This is a genomic window from Sorangium sp. So ce128 (assembly GCF_051525245.1).
GTDB classification, from domain to species: Bacteria; Myxococcota_A; Polyangia; order Polyangiales; family Polyangiaceae; genus Sorangium; species Sorangium cellulosum_B.
In genome coordinates this window covers 9,176,220-9,194,593 of record NZ_CP150313.1, presented here as the reverse complement: position 1 = coordinate 9,194,593, position 18,374 = coordinate 9,176,220, and the positions used below count along the sequence as shown (strand labels likewise).

At 73.3% G+C, this 18,374-nt stretch carries 13 protein-coding genes; 7 read left to right on the top strand and 6 right to left on the bottom strand.

Translation table 11 applies throughout. From position 1 onward, the window contains the following. Positions 1-66: 66 nt before the first annotated feature. Positions 67-1,338, bottom strand: a complete 1,272-nt coding sequence (gene glyA, locus WME82_RS35015; protein ID WP_437740844.1) for a serine hydroxymethyltransferase — start codon at positions 1,336-1,338, stop codon at positions 67-69. After that, the gene (locus WME82_RS35010) at positions 1,335-2,651 is read right to left on the bottom strand and encodes a dihydrolipoamide acetyltransferase family protein (RefSeq protein ID WP_438038847.1); all 1,317 of its coding nucleotides are present in this window, start codon (positions 2,649-2,651) and stop codon (positions 1,335-1,337) included. The genes glyA and WME82_RS35010 overlap by 4 nt, the downstream gene beginning before the upstream one ends. 318 nt (positions 2,652-2,969) lie before the next feature. Between WME82_RS35010 and WME82_RS35005 the strand changes: the two genes are divergently transcribed. Continuing rightward, positions 2,970-4,778 carry a glycosyltransferase family 39 protein gene (locus WME82_RS35005; RefSeq protein WP_438038846.1) on the top strand — a complete coding sequence of 603 codons (1,809 nt, stop codon included), beginning with the start codon at positions 2,970-2,972 and terminating at the stop codon, positions 4,776-4,778. Between the two features lie 52 nt (positions 4,779-4,830). On the opposite strand, the gene WME82_RS35000 is transcribed toward WME82_RS35005, so the two are convergent. Next, positions 4,831-6,495, bottom strand: coding sequence for a hypothetical protein (locus WME82_RS35000; RefSeq protein WP_438038845.1), 1,665 nt, complete (start codon positions 6,493-6,495; stop codon positions 4,831-4,833). 386 nt (positions 6,496-6,881) lie between these two features. Between WME82_RS35000 and WME82_RS34995 the strand changes: the two genes are divergently transcribed. Next, positions 6,882-7,928: a glycosyltransferase family 4 protein gene (locus WME82_RS34995; protein WP_438038844.1), complete on the top strand. Its 1,047-nt coding sequence runs from the start codon at positions 6,882-6,884 to the stop codon at positions 7,926-7,928. Between the two features lie 24 nt (positions 7,929-7,952). On the opposite strand, the gene WME82_RS34990 is transcribed toward WME82_RS34995, so the two are convergent. The 3 genes from WME82_RS34990 to WME82_RS34980 all read right to left on the bottom strand — a co-directional run bounded on the left by WME82_RS34990 (position 7,953) and on the right by WME82_RS34980 (position 12,336). Beyond that, on the bottom strand, positions 7,953-8,990 hold the full coding sequence (locus WME82_RS34990) for a hypothetical protein (protein ID WP_438038843.1): 1,038 nt from the start codon (positions 8,988-8,990) through the stop codon (positions 7,953-7,955). Between the two features lie 359 nt (positions 8,991-9,349). Beyond that, positions 9,350-9,949 carry a TonB family protein gene (locus tag WME82_RS34985; RefSeq protein WP_438038842.1) on the bottom strand — a complete coding sequence of 200 codons (600 nt, stop codon included), beginning with the start codon at positions 9,947-9,949 and terminating at the stop codon, positions 9,350-9,352. A gap of 59 nt (positions 9,950-10,008) precedes the next feature. Then, positions 10,009-12,336 carry an ArnT family glycosyltransferase gene (locus WME82_RS34980; RefSeq protein WP_438038841.1) on the bottom strand — a complete coding sequence of 776 codons (2,328 nt, stop codon included), beginning with the start codon at positions 12,334-12,336 and terminating at the stop codon, positions 10,009-10,011. A gap of 117 nt (positions 12,337-12,453) precedes the next feature. Here WME82_RS34980 and WME82_RS34975 point away from each other — a divergent pair, with 117 nt between their 5' ends. From WME82_RS34975 to WME82_RS34955, 5 genes are all read left to right on the top strand, one after another. Then, positions 12,454-13,215, top strand: a complete 762-nt coding sequence (locus WME82_RS34975) for a Uma2 family endonuclease (RefSeq protein ID WP_438038840.1) — start codon at positions 12,454-12,456, stop codon at positions 13,213-13,215. A gap of 298 nt (positions 13,216-13,513) precedes the next feature. Next, the gene (locus WME82_RS34970; RefSeq protein WP_438038839.1) at positions 13,514-15,298 is read left to right on the top strand and encodes a hypothetical protein; all 1,785 of its coding nucleotides are present in this window, start codon (positions 13,514-13,516) and stop codon (positions 15,296-15,298) included. A 39-nt stretch (positions 15,299-15,337) separates the two neighbouring features. Beyond that, positions 15,338-16,126 (top strand): HmuY family protein, encoded by a 789-nt coding sequence (locus tag WME82_RS34965; protein ID WP_438038838.1) that lies wholly within the window; start codon positions 15,338-15,340, stop codon positions 16,124-16,126. Continuing rightward, complete coding sequence (locus WME82_RS34960; protein WP_438038837.1) at positions 16,108-17,772, top strand: MXAN_6640 family putative metalloprotease; 1,665 nt, start codon at positions 16,108-16,110, stop codon at positions 17,770-17,772. The genes WME82_RS34965 and WME82_RS34960 overlap by 19 nt, the downstream gene beginning before the upstream one ends. A 152-nt stretch (positions 17,773-17,924) precedes the next feature. Continuing rightward, positions 17,925-18,350 (top strand): STAS/SEC14 domain-containing protein, encoded by a 426-nt coding sequence (locus WME82_RS34955; protein WP_438038836.1) that lies wholly within the window; start codon positions 17,925-17,927, stop codon positions 18,348-18,350. The last annotated feature ends 24 nt before the right edge of the window (positions 18,351-18,374 follow it).

Sequence of the window (18,374 nt, the reverse complement as noted above, 5' to 3'; positions counted from 1 at the left end):
AGGACGCCAGGAGATCGCTCTCCGTGGCGTCCTCGGTCGCAGCGCCGTGGCTCGGCGCAGGGCCGGCTAGAGCCGGATGCCGGGCGCCGGGAAGCCGCGGCAGAGCTCCGCGACCTCGGCGGCGATGCGCGCGATGCGCGCCTCGTCGTTCACGTTCTGCGCGACCTCATCCATCCACGCCGCGAGGCGCTCCATCTCGGCGACGCCCATCCCGCGCGACGTCACCGCCGGCGTGCCGATGCGGAGCCCCGACGGGTCGAACGGCTTGCGCGGATCGAACGGGATCGAGTTGTAGTTCGCCACGATGCCCGCGCGATCGAGCGCCTGCGCGTACGGCTTGCCTGCGATCCCCTTCGGCGTCATGTCGATCAGCAAGAGGTGGTTGTCGGTCCCGCCGGTGATGAGCCGGAAGCCGCGCGACTCCAGCGCGCGCCCGAGCGCCTGCGCGTTCACCACGATCTGCTTCGCGTAGGCCCGGAACCCTTCCTCCGAGGCCTCCTTCGCCGCGACCGCGATGGCCGCGGTCGTGTGGTTGTGCGGGCCGCCCTGGAGGCCGGGGAACACCGCCTTGTCGATCGCGCCCGCGTGCTCCTTCTTGCAGAGGATCATCGCGCCGCGCGGGCCCCGGAAGGTCTTGTGCGTCGTGGACGTCACCACGTCGGCGATGCCCACCGGCGACGGGTGCACCCCCGCGGCCACGAGGCCCGCGATGTGCGCGATGTCCGCCGCCAGGATCGCCCCCACCTCGTCGGCGATCGCCCGGAACGCGGCGAAGTCGAGCGTCCGCGGGTACGCCGTCGTCCCGCACCAGATGAGCTTCGGCCGGTGGGCGCGCGCCAGGTCGCGGACCTGATCCAGGTCGATGCGGTGATCGCTCTCGCGAACCCCGTACGGGACGCTCTTGAAGTACTTCCCGGTGATGCTCACCGACCAGCCGTGGGTCAGGTGCCCGCCCGCGGGCAGGCCGAGGCCCATGATCGTGTCGTTCGCCTGCGCGAACGCGAGGTAGACGGCCAGGTTGGCCGGGCTCCCGGAGTAGGGCTGCACGTTCACGTGGTCGGCCCCGAACAGCTTGGCCACCCGCGTCCGCGCGAGCTCCTCGACCACGTCGACCTGCTGCTGACCCTCGTAATACCGCTTGTGCGGGTACCCCTCGGAGTACTTGTTCGTCAGCACCGAGCCCGTCGCCTCGAGCACCGCCCGAGACACGTAGTTCTCGCTCGCGATGAGCCGGAGCGTGTCCGCTTCCCGCCGCTCTTCCAGGCGGATCAGCTCGGCGATCTCCGGATCGACCTCATTGAGTGCCCGCAGGCCCTGCACTTCGCTTGTCGCGCTCATACCTCGAACTCCCCGCGTGTGAGGATGTCGGTGACGCGCCAGAGGAACGAGTTCGCCAGCACCCCGTCGATGATGCGGTGGTCGTACGACAGCGCGAGGAACATGACCGGATGGATCGCGATCGAGTCCTCCTTGTCCTTCGTGACCACCACGACGCGCTTCTTGATCTCCCCCATCCGGAGGATGCCCACGTTCGGCTGCGAGATGATCGCGCCGCCGAAGAGGTTCCCCTTGAGGCCGGGGTTCGAGACCGTGAAGGTCGTGTTCGCGAGATCGTCGGCCGTGATCTTGCCGGACTTCGCGCGCCCGGCCAGCTCGTCGATGCTCCTCGCGATGCCCCGCAGCGACAGCTCGTCCGCGTGCTTGATGCTCGGGACGATGAGGCCGCCGGGCGTGTCCACCGCCACGCCGAGGTTGACGTCGCGCAGCACCACGTACGAGTTCTCGAGCACTCGAGCGTTGAACTCCGGGTGCTCGCGCAGCGCGCGGACGGCCGCGGCGCAGATGAAGGACAGGAACGTCAGCGACACGCCCGCCCGCTTGAACTCGTCCTTGTGGAGGTCGCGCAGCTTCGACGTCTCGTGCAGGTCGACCTCGGCGACCGTCACCACGTGCGGCGACGTCACCTTGGAATAGACCATGTGGTCGGCGGTGATGCGGCGGCGCCGGCTGAAGGGCACCACCTTGTCGCCGGGCTTCGGGGAGTAGGGCGGCACCTTGTACGCGCCGTACCCGACGCCGGGCACCGGCGGCACGAACCCGCCGCTCGCCTGGATGAGCTGCGAGAGCTCCGCGGCCGCGCTCGCCGGCTGGGCCGCCGCGCTCGGCTGAGGCGCCGGCTCGGCCGACGCGCCGTGCGCCGCGCGCATCACGTCGTCGCGGGTGATCCGGCCGTGATCGCCTGTCCCGTGCACGTCGCGCAGGTCGACGCCCGACTCGCGCGCGAGCTTCTTCGTCGACGGGCTCGTCAGGGGGCGGGCGCTCTCGTCGTGTCCGTTGCTGCCGGGCGCCGGCGCGGCGGGCCGCGCTTCGGACGGCGCCGGCGCCGGCGGCGCGCTCGCGCGCTGGGCCGTCGCCTGGGCCTCGCCCTGCGCCGTCTCGTCGATCCGACAGAGCAGACCTTCCTTGGCGACGACGGTGCCCTCGGCCACCGCGATCTGCGAGACACGACCCGCGACGGGCGCCGGGATCTCCGTGTCGGCCTTGTCGGTCGCGACCTCGAGCAGCGGCTGCTCGCGCTTGACGAAATCGCCCTCGCGCACGAGCCACCTCGAGACGGTTCCCTCGACCACGCTCTCACCGAGCTGTGGCATGCGGACTTCGACCATCGCTTCTCGCGCCTCCAACGCGCGCCGCCGTGAGCGCCCGTTTCACCTCTCCGGGCAAGGCGGCACGGTCGTATACGCCGCCCGCCCTTCGAGAGCAACGACACAGTGTTCGTCCGGTGTGTATCCTTTTTTGTGGGTCGCGTCGGCGCGTCGGTTGCGTCAGTTGCGTCGGTCTCGGCCACGGCGAGCCGACTCCACCGAGGCACGCCTCCACCTGGGCGCGCCTCCACCGAGGCCAGGGCGGCTGGAATCGTATGTCGACGCACGTAGACGCTGGCGGGCCCCAGCCGGTACAAGGGCCCCGTGCGTGACGCCGCGCCGGATGCGACCGCAGCCCCCGCCCCCCTGGCCCCCTCGAGCGAGAGCGCGCGCGAGCTCCTCGCCGCCGGGCCGCCGCGCGTCGTGGGGGCGCGGGCGATCCGGGCGGCCTCGCTCGGCGTCATCGCGTTCCTGCTGCTGCAGGTGCTGACCTACGGCTACGGCCGCGATCAGGGCATCTACGCCATGATCGCGCGCGCGGTGCTCGACGGCGGCATGCCTTACCGCGACGCGTTCGACTTCAAGCCGCCCGGCATCTTCCTCATCTACGCGCTCGCCCGCGCCCTCTTCGGCCCCGCGCAGTGGGGTATCCGCGTCCTCGAGGTCCTCGGCCTCGCCGGCATGTGCCTCGCGATGGCGTCGCTCGCCGCCCGCCTCTTCGGCGACCGGCGGATCGGGGTCGTCGCCGCGGCGCTCGCCGTGCTGGTGCACGCCCAGCTCGATTTCTGGCACACGGCGCAGCCCGAGTCGTTCGGCGGCATGCTCACCATCGCCGCGCTGCTCGTGGCCACGCCGCGCGGCCGCGACGGCGCGCCGCGCCCGGCGCCCCGCGGCGCCGCGCTGGTCCTGTCGGGCGCGCTCTTCGGCGCCGCCGGTCTCCTCAAGCCGCCCCTCGCCGGGGGCGGCGTCGTGCTCGCGGTCGCGCTGGCCGCGCCCGCCCTCGCCGAGCTCGCGCGGCGCGCCTCGGAGCGGGCCGCCGTGCAGCGCTGGATCGGCGCCGGTCCGACCGCGCTCCAGGGCGAGCCGGCGCGCTCTGCGCCGCCTGCGCCCGGGCCGGTCCGCTCGACGGCGGCCGCGCTCCTCTGGGCGGCGCTCCGGCCCGCCTTGCTCATCGCGCTGGGCGGCGTGCTCCCCGTGCTCGCCTGCGCCGCCTGGTTCGCCCTGAGGGGCGCGCTCGGCGATCTGTGGGAGGTCCTCTTCGTCTTCACGCCGCACTACACAGCGCTCGGGTGGCGCGGCGCGAGCGTGCTCGGCATGGCGTGGTACGGCGCCTGCGAGTGGCTGGTCCACTACTCCGGCCCGCTCGCGTTCGGCCTCGCTTGCCTGGTCGCGCTGCACCCCGAACGCCACGAGCGGGCGGGCGTGGCGCTGCTCTCGGGCGTGATCGCCATGCACCTCGTCGGCGTCGTGATGCAGGCGAAGTTCTTCCCCTACCATTACGGCGCGACGTGGCCGCTCACCGCGATGCTCGCCGCGCTCGGCCTCTGGAAGGCGTGGCAGCGGTGCACCCGGTCCGGCGCGAAGGCGGCCGCGGCGGCGCTCCTCGCGGCGCTCGTCGCGACCGCCTTCGCTCGCTCCGCGACCAAGGACGTGGCCGACGACTACATCGAGCGCTGCGCCAAGCGGATCGCGGTGCTCGCCACCGGCGCGAGGGACCAGGCGCGCCTCGATCGCCTCGCGTCGGTCGCCGACGTCAACGCCGCGGCGAACCGGGAGGTCGCCGCGTGGCTGCGCGAGCGCGTCGCGCCGGGGCGCCCCGTGTTCGTGTGGGGCTTCGAGCCGGTGATCTACGACCTCGCCGATCGCCCGCCGGCGACGCGCTACCTCTACAACGTCCCGCAGCGCGCGGCGTGGGCCCGGCAGGAGGCGCGCGACGCGCTGATGCGCGACCTCGCCGCGAGCCCGCCGGCCGCGATCGTTGTCGAGCGCCACGACGTCTTCCCCTCGGTGACCGGCGACGTGATCGACTCGCGCGACACGCTGAACGGGTTCCCTGAGCTCGCGGGGCTCATCGAGGAGCGCTACGAGCTCGCCGTGAGCATCGAGGATTTCGAGATCCACCTCGAGCGCTGAGCCCCGGAGCCCAGCGCCGGGCGGCGGCGGCGCGCCCGGGCGCGCCGCGCCTTCAGGGGCAGGGGAGGGTGTTGGGCCTGCGAGGGGTGGGCGCCGCCGCCCCGAAGCGGCGGCCGTCGCGGCGGCCGTCGGCGCAGCGCTGGATCGACTGCGCCTGCGACAGCGCGGAGGTCGCGCCCTCGCTGACCTGGACGCGTCCGGGGGCCCCCGGAGCGCTGGAGATCAGCGTGTTCAAGAGCTGCGCGTCCGGCTCGGCCGCCGGTCCGTAGACGAGCGCGTCGATGAGGCGCGCCGCCGTGACCGGCGTGGACGTGGGGAACTCCGCGGGCAGCGCCTGGTACAAGGCGACCGCGCTCGCGCCGTCCTGCAGGGTGTTGGTCGGGAAGACGAGGGCGGGTGTCGGTTGGACGCCGCTGTTGCCGACGAGCAGGAGGCCGCTCACGTCCGTCGTGCCGTTGAGCTCGATCGCGCTGTAGGAGCCGTCGGTGGCCCCGTTGTAGAGCACGAGCGTGTAGCCGGCGAGGTTCACGTACCGCCAGCCCGTGCTGATCTCGATGAACTCGAGCTCGTCGGTGTCCGGCGTGTCGGCGTCGACCTCGTTGATCTGGAGCCGGATCACCGTCACCGGGAACGACGTCCACCGCGCCCCCGGCCGGTTCACGACGATGTCCGCCGGGCCGATCGGCGTCGCGCCCGAGAGCGCGGGGATCGTGATCTGCGTGTCGGAGTCGATCGTGAAGGGCTGCGGCACGACGTCCACGGTCACCCCCGTCGCCCCGGTGAAGCCGGAGCCGGTGAGCACGAGCGCGCCGCCGACGGCGATGACCGGATAGTCGACGGAGGTCACCCTGGCCGGCGCTCCGCACGCAGGGCAGGCGCTGCCGCCGCAGTCGATGCCGCCCTCGTCGCCGTTGTGCAGGCCGTCCTCGCACGAGGCGACCTGGCAGACGTAGTCGATGCAGACCTCGGTCGGGCAGTCCCAGTCGACAAGGCACTGCACGCAGACCCCGGCGGGGTTGCACAGCCCGCCGTCGGCCAGGGAGCACCAGGTGCCGGTCTCGACCGGGTCGTTGATCGGCGAGCCATCGCGGCAGGAGTCGACCGTGCACTGGCTGTGGTCGTCGCGCAAATCGTCGTCGTCGTCGACCTCCGTGACCGCGCCGTCACCGTCGCAGACGCGTTCGCGACAGTCGCCGGCCATCTGCACCTTCACGGGCGTCCCCGAGGCCACGGGCTCGGTCGCGCATCCACCGTCGATGCACCTCGCGATCGCGCACTCGCTGTCAGGCGCGGGGCAGTCGGCGTCGCCGGTGCACGGGACGCTGCCGCCGCCGCCGCCGGAGCCGTCGATGCCGCCCGCTCCGCCGTCCCCGCCGGCTCCAGCGTCGCCTCCGTTGCCGCCGTTGCCATCGACTCCGCCGGCGCCACCGTCGCTCCCGCCGTTGCCACCGCCGGAGCCACCATCGCCACCGCCGGAGCCACCATCGCCACCGCCGGAGCCACCGCCGCCGTCGCTGCTCCCGCCGCCGCCGTCGCTGCTCCCGCCGCCGCCGTCGCTGCTCCCGCCGCCGCCGTCATTGCCGCCGGAGCCACCGCCGCCGCCCCCTCCGCCCGTTCCTCCCTGTCCGCCGCTCCCTCCCGTGTCCTCATTGATGAGGCCGCGATCGGGCATCGTGGCCACCTGGCAGCCCGCGGTGGCCACCAGCGAAATGCTCAACGCGAGCGCGGATCCGTAACGATTCGATCTCGAAGTCATTGACCACCTGTGTGCAGATTGGCAGAGGCGCTCGGGCTCTCGACGCTTCCCCCGCTGCCCCGCGCGCAGGAGCGAGCGGGAGGGCGCATCCTAGACGCACGGGACGCCTGAAGAAAGCGCCGCACCGCCGCGCGCCGGTCCGGATCGCGCTGCCTCGGCGGGCGCCGCGCCGCGCTGCGCTGCGTCTGCTGCGCAGCAGCTGTCCTCGCGCGCCCCCTCGGCCGGGCAGGTGGGGAGCAGCCCGCTGGCATGCTCGTTGATGGGTCTCGAGTGCGGGTATGCGCTCCGCAGCGAGCGGGGGCGAGCATGGCGCCCGGTCGCGGCGCGGCGACCGAGGAGCAACGAGCATGCGGATCGCGATCGTTTCCACCCCGTTCATCCGGGTGCCTCCCTCCGGGTACGGCGGGACCGAGCTGTTCTGTCACGAGCTGGCCGAGGGGCTGTCGGCGCGTGGACACGAGGTCACGCTCTTCGCGACGGGAGATTCGGTGGTCACCTGCCGTCGCCGGTCCCTTTACGGGAGCCCGAGCTGGCCTCCGGTGCCGGAAGACGAGGTCAACCACGTCGCCTGGGCCTTCTCGGAGATCGCGCGCGAGGACGGGTTCGACGTGATCCACGTGAACAGCCCGATCGCCGTCCCGTTCACCCGCTTCGTCCGCGTCCCGGCGGTGCACACCCTGCACCACGCGCCCTGCGGCGAGAGCTCGCGCATCTACGCGCGCCACCCGGAGGTCGCGTACGTGGCGATCAGCGCGCGGCAGCGCGCCCTGGAGATCCCGCTGCCGCGCTCGTGCGTCATCCATCACGGCGTCACGCCGGCGCGTTATCCGCCGAGCCTGAGCGACGAGGGCTACCTCGCCCACCTGGGCCGTTACGCCGAGGAGAAGGGGACCCACCTGGCGCTCGACATCGCGAGGGCCGCGGGCCTGCCGATCAAGCTCGCGGGCCGCGCGCACCCCAAGGACCAGATCTATTATCTCCAGGAGGTCGCCCCGCGCCTCCGGGAGAGCGGGATACCGGAGCTCGGGGAGATGGGCCACGACCGCAAGGTCGCGCTCCTGCGCGGGGCCCGCGCCGTCCTCTGCCCGCTCCAGTGGGAGGAGCCGTTCGGGCTGATCGCCATCGAGGCCATGCTCTGCGGCACCCCGGTGCTCGGCTTTCGCCGCGGCTCCTTCCCCGAGATCGTCGACGAGGGCGTCACCGGCTACCTGGCGCCGCCGGGCGACCTGTCGCGCCTCGCCGCGCTCGCGGCGGGCCTGGCCCGCTTCGATCGCGCCGCCTGCGCGCGCCGCGCGCGCGAGCGCTTCAGCAGCGCCGTGATGGTGGGCAAATACGAGGAGCTCTACCGGACCGTGACCGGCCCGCGGCGCGCCGAGGGCTCCCGGGCGGCGTGATCGCTGCGCGGGAGGTCGAGGGGCTCAGTTGACCTGGGGTGGGATGGCCACCTGGCACTCGTTGGCTGGCGTCATCCATTTGATGGCGTTCAGCCAGAAGCGCTCGACCTGATACTCGGGATGATCGACCCACTCGCTGTTGTAGGTGATCCACTCGTCGCCCCAGACCAGGACCCGGCCATCGCCGACCTCCAGCGCCTTCAGCACGTCGTGGCCGTCGCCGGTCGCCAGCGTGGCGCCCTCGCCGACCACCGGGTAGCCGGTGTCCACGCCGACAGCCTCGATCCCGTCGAGCACCGGATGCCCTCCGCTCCACTCCGTGATGGGGACCGTGGCGCCGCCTCGCCTCGGGAGGATCTGCGCTTCGTCGTAGCCGACGCCGAGCGGAGCGAGCAGCGTGTTGACGTTCTCGCGCTCCTCGGTCTGGCCGTACCCGATCAACGTCATGAGGCCGCCGCCCTTCGAGAGCCAGTCGCGGAGCGCCTCGACCTCGGCGTCCGAGTACGTGCGCCCGATGTCGCTCACGTCCTGGATGACGATGACCTGGTGCTTCGCGAGCTCCTCCGCGGTGAGCTCGGCGCCGTTCAGGCCGACGGCACCGTTGATGCTGCGCTGGTTCAACCAGGACTCGAAGACGTCGCCGTCGCCCCACCGGCCCGGCTCGCCCAGCGTGGCGATGCGGAGGCAGTCGCAGACGCCGTCGCCGCCGACGTCGACGTCGTCGACGATGCCATTGCCGTCGTTGTCCAGGCCATCGCAGGTGTCCTCGTTGCTGGGCGTGCCGCTCCCCGAGCTGCTGTTGCCGCTGCCGGCGCCCGTGGCCAGGCTGCCGAAGTCGCCTCCGCCGCTGCCCGCGGCCACGCCGCCGAGGTCGTCTCCGCCGCTGCCCGCGCTGCCCGCGCTGCCCGCGCTCCCCGTCGTGCCGCCGCTGTCCCCGGCGCTGCTGGGGCCGTCATCGCTGGAGCACGCGGCCGCTTGCAGCGCCGCAGCGATGCACGCGACCCGCAGCAGATGTCCGACCGGAACCCGACCGAAGGACGACAGGCGAGATCTCGAGTTCATGGCTCTCCCAAGAAGTTAGGCGTTGTGGCGGCGGACCGTGGCGAGCCGCCGAAAGCACCAGAGCGAGGCTTCATGGTGTCTTCCGGACGGGGCTTTGCGCAACGCGAAATAGCGATTCTCATGACAAACATTGGGTCGACCGTGTGTGCCATGGCCTCTTGGTGTGACGTCGCACCGTGAAGCACTGTAAATTTCAAGCCCGACGCGGCCTTCGAGGAAGCTCGCGCCCAGGACCTCGTCGTCCAGGTTCATTCATGGTCGCGCGTCTCCGGTAGGCCCCCTCCCAGGGGGCCGGGCAAGTTCAGCGGGACCTCACGCCCGACCAGGGAGAACCTGGCCTCGCGCCGCCAGGGTTCCCCTCAGGGTTGCACGAGCTCGACGCCGCTGAACTCGATGGGAAAGGTGATGACGGTCGTCACCCCGCCTTGCGGCGAGGGGAACTGCATCTTCTCGAAGGCATCGGCCACGCAGCGATCGACCTGCTGATTCTTCGCCGTCGACCTCACCACGTCAGCCCTGTTCACCCTGCCGGTCGGACCGATGGTCGCCTTGACGGTCACCTTCCCCGTGAACTTCGGCGAGCTCTTGACGCCGATCTTGTAGCACTCGTCGAACAGCTCGCCGTGCTTCTCCACGACGTCGCGGACCTGCGATTCGGAGATGTTGCCCCCCAGCGTGCCGGTCGCGGTGGCCGCGCCGGGCCTCACGTTGCCGTCCGGTCTCGAGGTGGCCGGCGGCGGGGGCGCCTCGACCGGCGTCGCCGCCGCGGGGGCCTGCGCGTCCGGCGGGGGCGCCGCGGGCTTCGGCTCCGGGGGGGCCGAGGTCGTCGGCTCCGGGGACGCCGAGCCGGTCGGCCCCTCCGACGCGGGCTGCGCCGGCGACTGGGCGGCTGGCGGCGGAGCGCCGCAGCCCGCCGCGAGCGCGAGGATCAGAACCAACCCTGTTCGGCGAGAGCTCATGCCCGAAGGTAAAACCCGAACGCGGGGCCGTGTCCACGGGGATAGCGGCGTGTGCTCGCTCAGCGCAGCCGCAGGACCTCGACCTCCGACGCGCCGCCGCGATCCACGAGCTTCGGCGCGCGGCCGCGCCCGCGCGCCGTCATGGACGCCCAGAACACCTCCGTCCCTGGCCGCTTCTGGATCGGCACCGGATCGGCATAGAGGAAGCCCGTCCTCCAGCGCTGCGGCGAGATCGCCGTCGGCGGTCCGACCTCGCGGACGACCGGGTCCGCCATCGTCGTGGACAGCGGGGCGCGCTCGACGACCCGGGAGCGCACCGCGAGCGCCACGTCGCTCGCCGCCGGGCCCCCCGCGCGCACGAAGATCGTGAGGAGCGAGCGGGCGCCTTCGTGGAACGTCGTCCCGAGCAGCTCCGTGCCGTCGTCGAACCGCGCCTCGATCGGCGCGAGCGCGGCGCGGATCTCCGCGAAGAGCGCCGCCGCGCGCGCGCCGTCGCCCGCGACGAGCGCCATGTTGTGCGCGATCCGCTTCTGCTCCAGCGTCTCCGGCGGCGCGGCCGGCGGCTCCGCCGGCTGTCCGAAGTGCGCGCGGAGCTCCCACGTGAGGAACGGATCCGGCACGATCTCGCGCTCGGGCTCGGTGCCCGAGACGAGGTACCAGGCGAGGGGCCCCGGCTCTCGCTCGCGGAACGAGAACGCCTCGATGCCGCTCGCCGAGAGGGTGCGCGCCCCGGCGCCCGCGCCGAGCGCCCAGAACGGGCCCACCGCCGTCACGTCGAAGCGCTGCGCGAGGCTCGCCTGATCCCGGTCGAGCATGAACCGCGTGTCCACGAGGTAGGCGCCGCGCGGCGGCGCGTCCTTCGGCGGGGGTCGGTTGGGCGTCACGACGCGCCCGCCGAGCGCCCAGACCTGGGCCCAGGTGGCCTTCATGCTCTCGTGCATCGCGACGGGCGCGTCGGTCGGCGCCTCCGGCAGCCTCGGCGCGAGCCATCGCAGGAACGCCGTCTTCGCCCCGTCGGAGTCGATGAGGTGCCCCCGCTCGTTGAAGCGCCCGCCTGTCTCGCGCGCATAACGCAGCGCCGGGAGCCCGTCGCGCAGGATGGCGGCGAGCGGCACGAGCCACAGCGCGAGCGCCGCGAGCGCCGGCCCGTCCGACGGCGCCGCGAGCGCCGGCCCGCCCGGCGGCGCTTCGAGCGCCGCCCCGCCCGACGGCGTCGCGACCCGGGCGGCTCGTCGCGCGGCGGCGCGCTCCAGGAGCGCCGCGCCGGTGTCGACGAGGGCGGCGGCGGCGAGGGCGAAGTAGGCCGCGAAGTAGTGCGGCCAGAAGATGTGGATGTCGGCGCCTTGCCGGAAGACGACGTACTGCACCGCCGCGGTCGCGAGGTAGAGCAGCGGCAGCGCGTCGTGCTCGCGCCGGAGCAGGACGAGCCGCGCCGCGCAGACGATCGCGGCGAGCTTTCCGGCGGCGATGGCGATCGGCGTGAACGAGAGCTCGAGCCAGTACCGCCGGCTCTCGAGCACCTTGCCGAGCGGCTCGGCGTTCCCCGAGGAGCGGAGCCCGTAGCTCGTCAGCAGGTCGCCGAGCTTGCCGGCATGCTGGAAGAGGGCCAGGTAGAGCGCGGCCGTCAGCGCGGCGATCGAGGCGGTGAGCACCCACCACGCGGCGTAGCGCCGCTCGGGGAGCGGGCCGAAGACGCGCCTCGGGAGCAGGTAGGCCCGGATCGCGCCGAACGCGAGCAGCCCGCCCGTGAGCACGAACGCGGGCCAGTCGGCGTGCATCCCGAGCGCGAGCCCGAGCGCGCTCACCGCGAGGTAACGGCGCCTGGATGTCTGTAACAGGCGGACGTAGCCGAAGAGCCCGAGCAGCGTCCAGGCCATGACCGGGACCTCGAGCGCGTTGAAGTTCGCGAACGAGAGCGTGATCGGCAGGACGACGAACGACGCCGCCGCGGCGGCCCCTGCGGCGGGCCGGTAGACGCTCCGGCCGAGGGCGTAGAGCAGGGGCGGCGTCGCGGCGCTCAGGAGGACGGCGGGCAGGCGGCAGATCACGTCGTGCCGCCCGAGGACCTTCATGAACGCGGCCGTCGTCCAGAAGATCCCCCAGGGGTGGTGGCAGTAGTACATCCCGGGCGCTGGCCGGCTCGCTGTGTATTCCCACACGGGTCCGGGGATCTTCCAGCGGAGCATGTTCTCCGCGATGATCCCGACGCTCGCCGACGACGCGTAATGTCCGGCGAGGACGGGTCCGAACATCTCCCACGCCGCCGCGAGCGCGAACCACGCCGTGGCGAGCGCGGTGACGGCGAGCGCCGCGCGGGCCTCGCGGCGGGACGCGGCGGGGAGGCCGCGCAGGTCGGTCGGATGGGGGGCGAGGCGCGTGGGCAGCAACGTGGGCGCAGCCTATCTCGGCGGCGGCGCCGCGCGGGCAGGCGAAGCGCCGAGGGGCGAGCGCCGCGCCGCTGCGGCGCGGGTCGATGCGCGCGCCCCGGTCGGGTAGGATGGGGCATGTCGACCGAGGCGCACAGGCAGGTCCATCGGCGGGCGCACCGTGACGGCAAGGAGCGTGATCCGACGTTCTATCCCGTGGAGAAGAAGATGGGGGAGGACTCCCTTCAGACGTGGATCGTGGAGCTCCTCCGTCCTCTCATCGAGCGCTGGTACGAGGCGCTCGGTCGGCCGAGGTTCGTGGGGGCGGACCAGTTCATCTATTATCGGCAGTTCGATCCCTCCAAGGTCGTGGCCCCGGACGTGTACGTGCTCCCTGGCGTGCCGCCGGGCCGGCGCGTGCGGAGCTGGAAGGTGTGGGAGACGGGCATCGCTCCGAGCTTCGCGCTCGAGGTCGTCTCGTCCGACGAGCCTTACAAGGACTACGTGGACGCGCCCGAGCGCTACCGGGAGCTCGGGGTGAAGGAGCTCGTGATCTTCGATCCCGACTGGGAGCGGGGCCGCGATCGGGTGCGGTGGCAGCGCTACCGGAGGCTGAAGACGCGCGGCTTCGTCCGGGTGGAGACGACGAACGTCGACCGGATCCACGCGCGCGTGCTCGGCTGCTGGCTGCGGGTGATCGGCGCGGGCGAGGAGGCGCGCCTCCGGCTGGCCACGGGGCCCGAGGGCGAGGAGCTCTTCCCGACCGCCGCGGAGGCGGAGCGCGCGGCGAAGGAGGCGGAGCGCGCGGCGAAGGAGGCTGCGCTGGAGCGCGTGGCGGCGCTCGAGGCCCAGATCGCGAGCGCCGCGGGGGCGAGGGGCAAGGGACCCAGGGCGCCATGAGCCTCGCGCGGCCCGCGGCCGTTCAGGCCCGGAGCAGCGTCACCCGCGGAGGGGGGCCGGCACATCGCGACCTCTCCAGGCGGGCATCCGAGGCCGCTTTTCTGGTTCAGGATCGACCGAACCCGCCTCGGGGAGGGGAGCCGGCACATCGCGACCTCTCCAGGCGGGGAGCTGAGGCCCCGTTTTCGGTTCCAGATCGACCGAACCCCCCTCGGGAGGGGGAGCCAGCACATCGCGACCTCTCCAGGCGGGCATCCGAGGCCTCGGCTCGGTTCCGAGATGGTAGCTTCCCGCCACCTTGGGTACCCCGTCCCCTCCGGCGGAGCCTCTGGCGGCGCCCGCTCCCGCGCGCCACGCGCTCTCCGGCCTGCTCCGCCGCGCCGCGGGCGCCGCGCGCCGCGCGCTCTCCGGCCTGCTCCGCCGCGGCGCGGGCGCCGCGCGCCGCGCGCCGCTCAGCGTGGCGCTCGCCCTCGTCGTCGTCGCCGCGTCCGTCTATGTGATCGCCGTCCCGCTCGCGGTCGTCCGCTATCCGCCGATGACCGATCTCCCCTTCCACGCGGCCGAGACGGCGGCGTTCAGGCACTACCTCGACCCGGCGTGGCACTTCCGCGAGCAGTTCACGCTCCAGCCGCTCGCCGTCCCGTACATGTCCATGTACGCGCTCGGCGCCCTGCTGATGCTCGTCCTCCCTCCCGTGGCCGCGGTGAAGGTCGCGGCGGCGGCGATGCTCGCGCTCCTGCCCGCGGGCCTCGCCGTCCTCTTCCACGGCCTGAAGCGGAGCCCGCTCCTCGGCGTCCTCGGCCTGCTCCTCGTCTGGTGCAACCTCACCCACTGGGGCTTCCTCAACCACATGGGCGCGCTCGGCCTCTTCGCGATGGTCGTCGGCCTGACGCTCCTGCTCCTCGATCGCCCCTCGCGCGGCCGGCAGATCGCGCTCGCGCTCGCGCTCGTCGCGCTGTTCTTCACGCACATCTTCCGCTTCCCGTTCGCGCTCGCCGCCGTCGTCGGCACGGCGATCGTCGTCTTCCCGGCGACGCGGCGGCTCCGCCCCATCGCGCTCCCGCTTGCGCCCTCGCTGGCCCTCTTCGCGGCGTGGCTCGTGGTCCGTACCGACACGCTGCACGCGGCGCCCATCGCGCCCGCGCTCCACTGGGAGCGGCTCGGCGAGGTCCCGTCGCTCCTCTTCACGAGCTTCACCGACCCCGCCGAGGCGGCGGCGGCCGGCCGGGCAGCGCGCTTCGTGCTCGCCGCGCTGCTCGTCTGCGCCGCCGGCGCCGCCGCACGGCTCGCCGGCGCCGGCACCGATGCGGCGCGCTCACCCGCAGGCGCCAGCGCCGAGGCTGCGTTCTCACCCGCCGGCACCGGCGCCGGCGCGGCGCCCTCGCCCGCGGTGGACGCGCCGCAGCGGTCCTTCGCGCGCCTCGCCGCCCTCGTCCCGGTCGCCTGCGCGATCGTGTTCCTGGGCCTGTTCCTGAGCCTGCCGCTGCAGATCGGCCTCTGGTGGTACGTCTACCCGCGCGAGATCGTCGCCGCGCTGTTCCTGGCCCTCGGCGCCTTCCCGGACCTGCCGCGATCACCCTGGCTCAAGGTGCCGGCCGTGCTCGCGCTGTCGGCCGCCGCCGTCTCCCTCGGCGCCGTGGTTCGCGACAACTACCGCCGATTCGACCAGAGCACGCGGGACTTCGACGCCATCATCGCCCGCGTCCCGCAGGCGCCGAGGCTGCTCTACCTCGTCTTCGATCACGGCGGCTCGACCCGGACGACGACGCCGTTCATCCATCTCCCCGCCTGGGTGCAGGCCACGCGAGGCGGCTGGCTCAGCTTCCACTTCGCCGTCTGGGATGCCTCGCCCGTCGCCTACAGGCCCCGCGAGGAGCCGGGCGCCGTCGTCCCGCCGCCCACGCCGCTCCGGTGGGAGTGGACGCCGGAAAAGTTCGACGTGCGCCGCCACGGCGCCTTCTTCGACTGGTTCCTCGTCCGCCGGCGAGCGGGGGCGAATCACCTCTTCGCGAAGGACCCGAGCATCGTCGCCGTCGACCACGTCGGAGACTGGTGGCTCTACCAGCGCAGCGGCGCGCCCTAGCGGGCACGCCGGCTCCGACTTTGGGTTACGATGTCGCCCATGCGCACCTCGACTGCGTCTCCCCTCGTCGCCGCCGGCCTCGCCCTCCTCGCCGTGTGCGCCTGCGGCTCCGAGGAACCCGTGGGCCCTGGCGGCGCGGAGGGCGGCGGGCTCCCCGCCGGGCCTGTCTGCTCGGAGCCCACGCCGGTGCCCTGCGAGGACGAGGTCTTCCAGCAGATGAACCTCCAGGACACCGTGGCGCCCGGGGAGATCCTCAACGAGCAGGACGGCGCTGGCATCCGCTCCATCGTCGACGCCACCGCGGGCGGCCCCTTCGCTTCCGAGCCCGACGCCTACGTCTATGCCCGGTTCACGGACGCCGGCCTCGAGAAGGTCGAGCTCTCCGACGAGGCAGCGCTCGAGTCCATGGACTGGGACATCGCCTTCCGGCGCTACATCGTGCGCATCAATAGCGGCCACTCCGGGCCGTCCTGCGTCACGGCGGCGCGGCTCCCGGGCACCCCGGACTACGATGGGATCGCGGAGGCGCCCGGCGAGCCGAGGCTCCGCAGCGACGAGTATTTCACCGAGAGCTGCGAGCTCATCCCCGACGGCTCCGGGCTGGACTCCCCGGCGACGGCGCTCTCCGGCTACTGGACCTACCCCGGGTGCGTGAAGATGACCGGCCTCGTCTACGTGCTCCAGCTCGCCGACGGCCGGAGCCTCAAGCTGACCGTCACGCACTTCTACAACGAGCAGACGCAGGCGCAGTGCCAGGAGACCGGGATGGTCCCGATGGAGGACACCGGCTCCGCCAACTTCCAGATCCGGTGGGCGTTCCTGCCGTGACGCGGATCGCCGGCGCGGTGCCCGCGTGGCGCGGCGGCCTGGGCCGCGCCGCGGCCCCATGGCGCCGCCTGGGCCGCGCGGCGGCCTGGCTCGCGCCGACGCTCGCGGCCTCGCTCGCGCCGGCGCTCGCCGGCTGCGGCGCGGACGACACGGCCGCGGCGCCGCTCGACGGGCCCGCCGCGGCGCCGCTCGAACGGCCCGACGCGCGCGGCACGAGCCTCCAGTTCCGGTTCGATCCGGACGACGTCGTCGAGACCTTCGCGTCGGCGTCCGGGAGCTTCCTCGTCCATTTCGCGCGCGAGGGGCGCTGCGCGGTGCCCGCCGAGGACGGCGACGCGACGGGCGTCCCCGACTTCGTCGAGGAGGTCGCCGCCGTCTACGACGAGGTCATCACCCACTACCGAGACGTCCTCGGCTTCCGGCCGCCGAGGAGCGACGAGGACCTGCCCGACAACGGCGGCGACGGCCGCTTCGACGTCTACCTCGTCGACTTCGCCGGCGTCGGCGACGGGGCGTTCCGGGTCGACGCCTGCGCCGAGGACGCCGGGGACCGCTGCGCCGGCTTCATGACCCAGGAGAACGACTACAGCGGCTACGGCTATCCGTCGACGCTGACGGCGAACCGGATCCTCGGCAGCCACGAGCTCTTCCACGCCGTGCAGGCGGGCTACGACCACGGCCAGGACACGCTGATCACGGAGGGGACCGCGGTCTGGGCGACCGAGTCGTTCGACCCTTCGCTGAAGGACTTCGAGGGCTTCGTCGACGGCTACCTCGCGAACACGGATCGGTCGCTCGACGTGCCCTTCACCGGCCCTGTGGACCCCTTCAGCTACGGGAGCGCGCTCTTCTTCCAGTTCCTCGAGGAGCGCTTCGGAGACGGCACGGTCCGCGCGCTCTGGGAGCGCCTCGAGGACGGCGCGAACGGCGAGGCGGATCCGGTGTGGTTCGAGCAGCTCGACCCCTTGCTCTCGTCGCGGGCGCAGACGACGTTCGCCGAGGCGTTCGTGGAGTTCGCCGCCTGGAACCTGCTCACCGGATCGGCCGCGGATCCCGAGCGCTCCTACGCCGCCGGGTCCGGCTACCGCGGGCTCGCCCCGGAGGAGGTCGCCGCGCCCTACGCGGACGGGCTGCGCGTCTTCCATGCGTCGGCGCAGTACTTCAGCGTCTCCCCCGCCGGGCGCGCGACCATGACGGCCGCGCTCGCGGCGCCCGCGGACGATCCGGCGCAGCTCTCCGGCCTCGCGCTGCTGCTCGCGGCGCGGCGCGGCCGCGTGTACGGCGAGGTGGTGCGCGCCGGCGACGTCGCCTCCGGCGCGGCGCTTGTCGATACGGCGGGCGCCGATGACCTCGCCGTGATCGTGGTGAACGGCCTGCAAGAAGGCGAATCGCGCAAGCCGACGCTGTGCATCGGCACGCCGGACGAGGTCGCCGCGTGCCGGGCCGCCGCGGAGGGCGCCGGCGGTGGTGGCGGCGGCGCCGGCGGCGAGGCGCCCGCCGAGGGCGCAGCGGGCGGCGTCGACGACGTCGGGTGCGGCTGCCGCGTCGTGGCGCCGGCCGCCGCGGCCGCGAGCTCCGCCGCGTCCTTCGGCTGCGCGCTGGGCGCCTCGCTGCTCGCGCTGGCCGCGCGCCGGCGCAGGCGCTGAGCGGGGGCACTCGCGCCGGGCGGCGCGCTCGGCGGCGGCGGCCGGCGCCACGACGCGGCGCTCGGTGAGGCGCGTCACCCGGCGAGCGCTCTCCCGCGCCGGCCCCGCGAGCGCTCGTCGTGCCGTGAGCCGGATGCGCTAGCCTGCGGGAGATGAGCGAGCCCCGTTCCGAGGACGCATGCCCTTTCCTCCGGGAGGACGCCGACGGCATTCTTTGTTTCGCCATCGAGGGCGACATCTCGGACGAGATCGCGCGCTCTCTCTGCGCCGTGTTCCGGCGCGTGTCGGACAGCGGTCGCGAGATCTTCGTGCTCTCCGACGCCCGCCGCGTCGGGACCCTGACGGCGGCGGCGCGCAGCGCGCTGGCGGAAGAGCTGCGCGGCGTGCGCTTCAGCGGGGTCGCTGTCTTCGGGGCGAGCTTCTCCCTGCGCGTCGTGACCACGCTCGCCTCGAGGAGCGTGCAATTCTTCACGGGCGAGGTCTATCCGCTGGCGTTCTTCGACACGGAGGGCGAGGCGCGCGCGTGGCTGCTCGCCCAGCGAGGCGCGCTCCGGGCCACGCAGCGGCAGGGCGCATGACGCCCGCCGCCCTCCGAGGCGCGC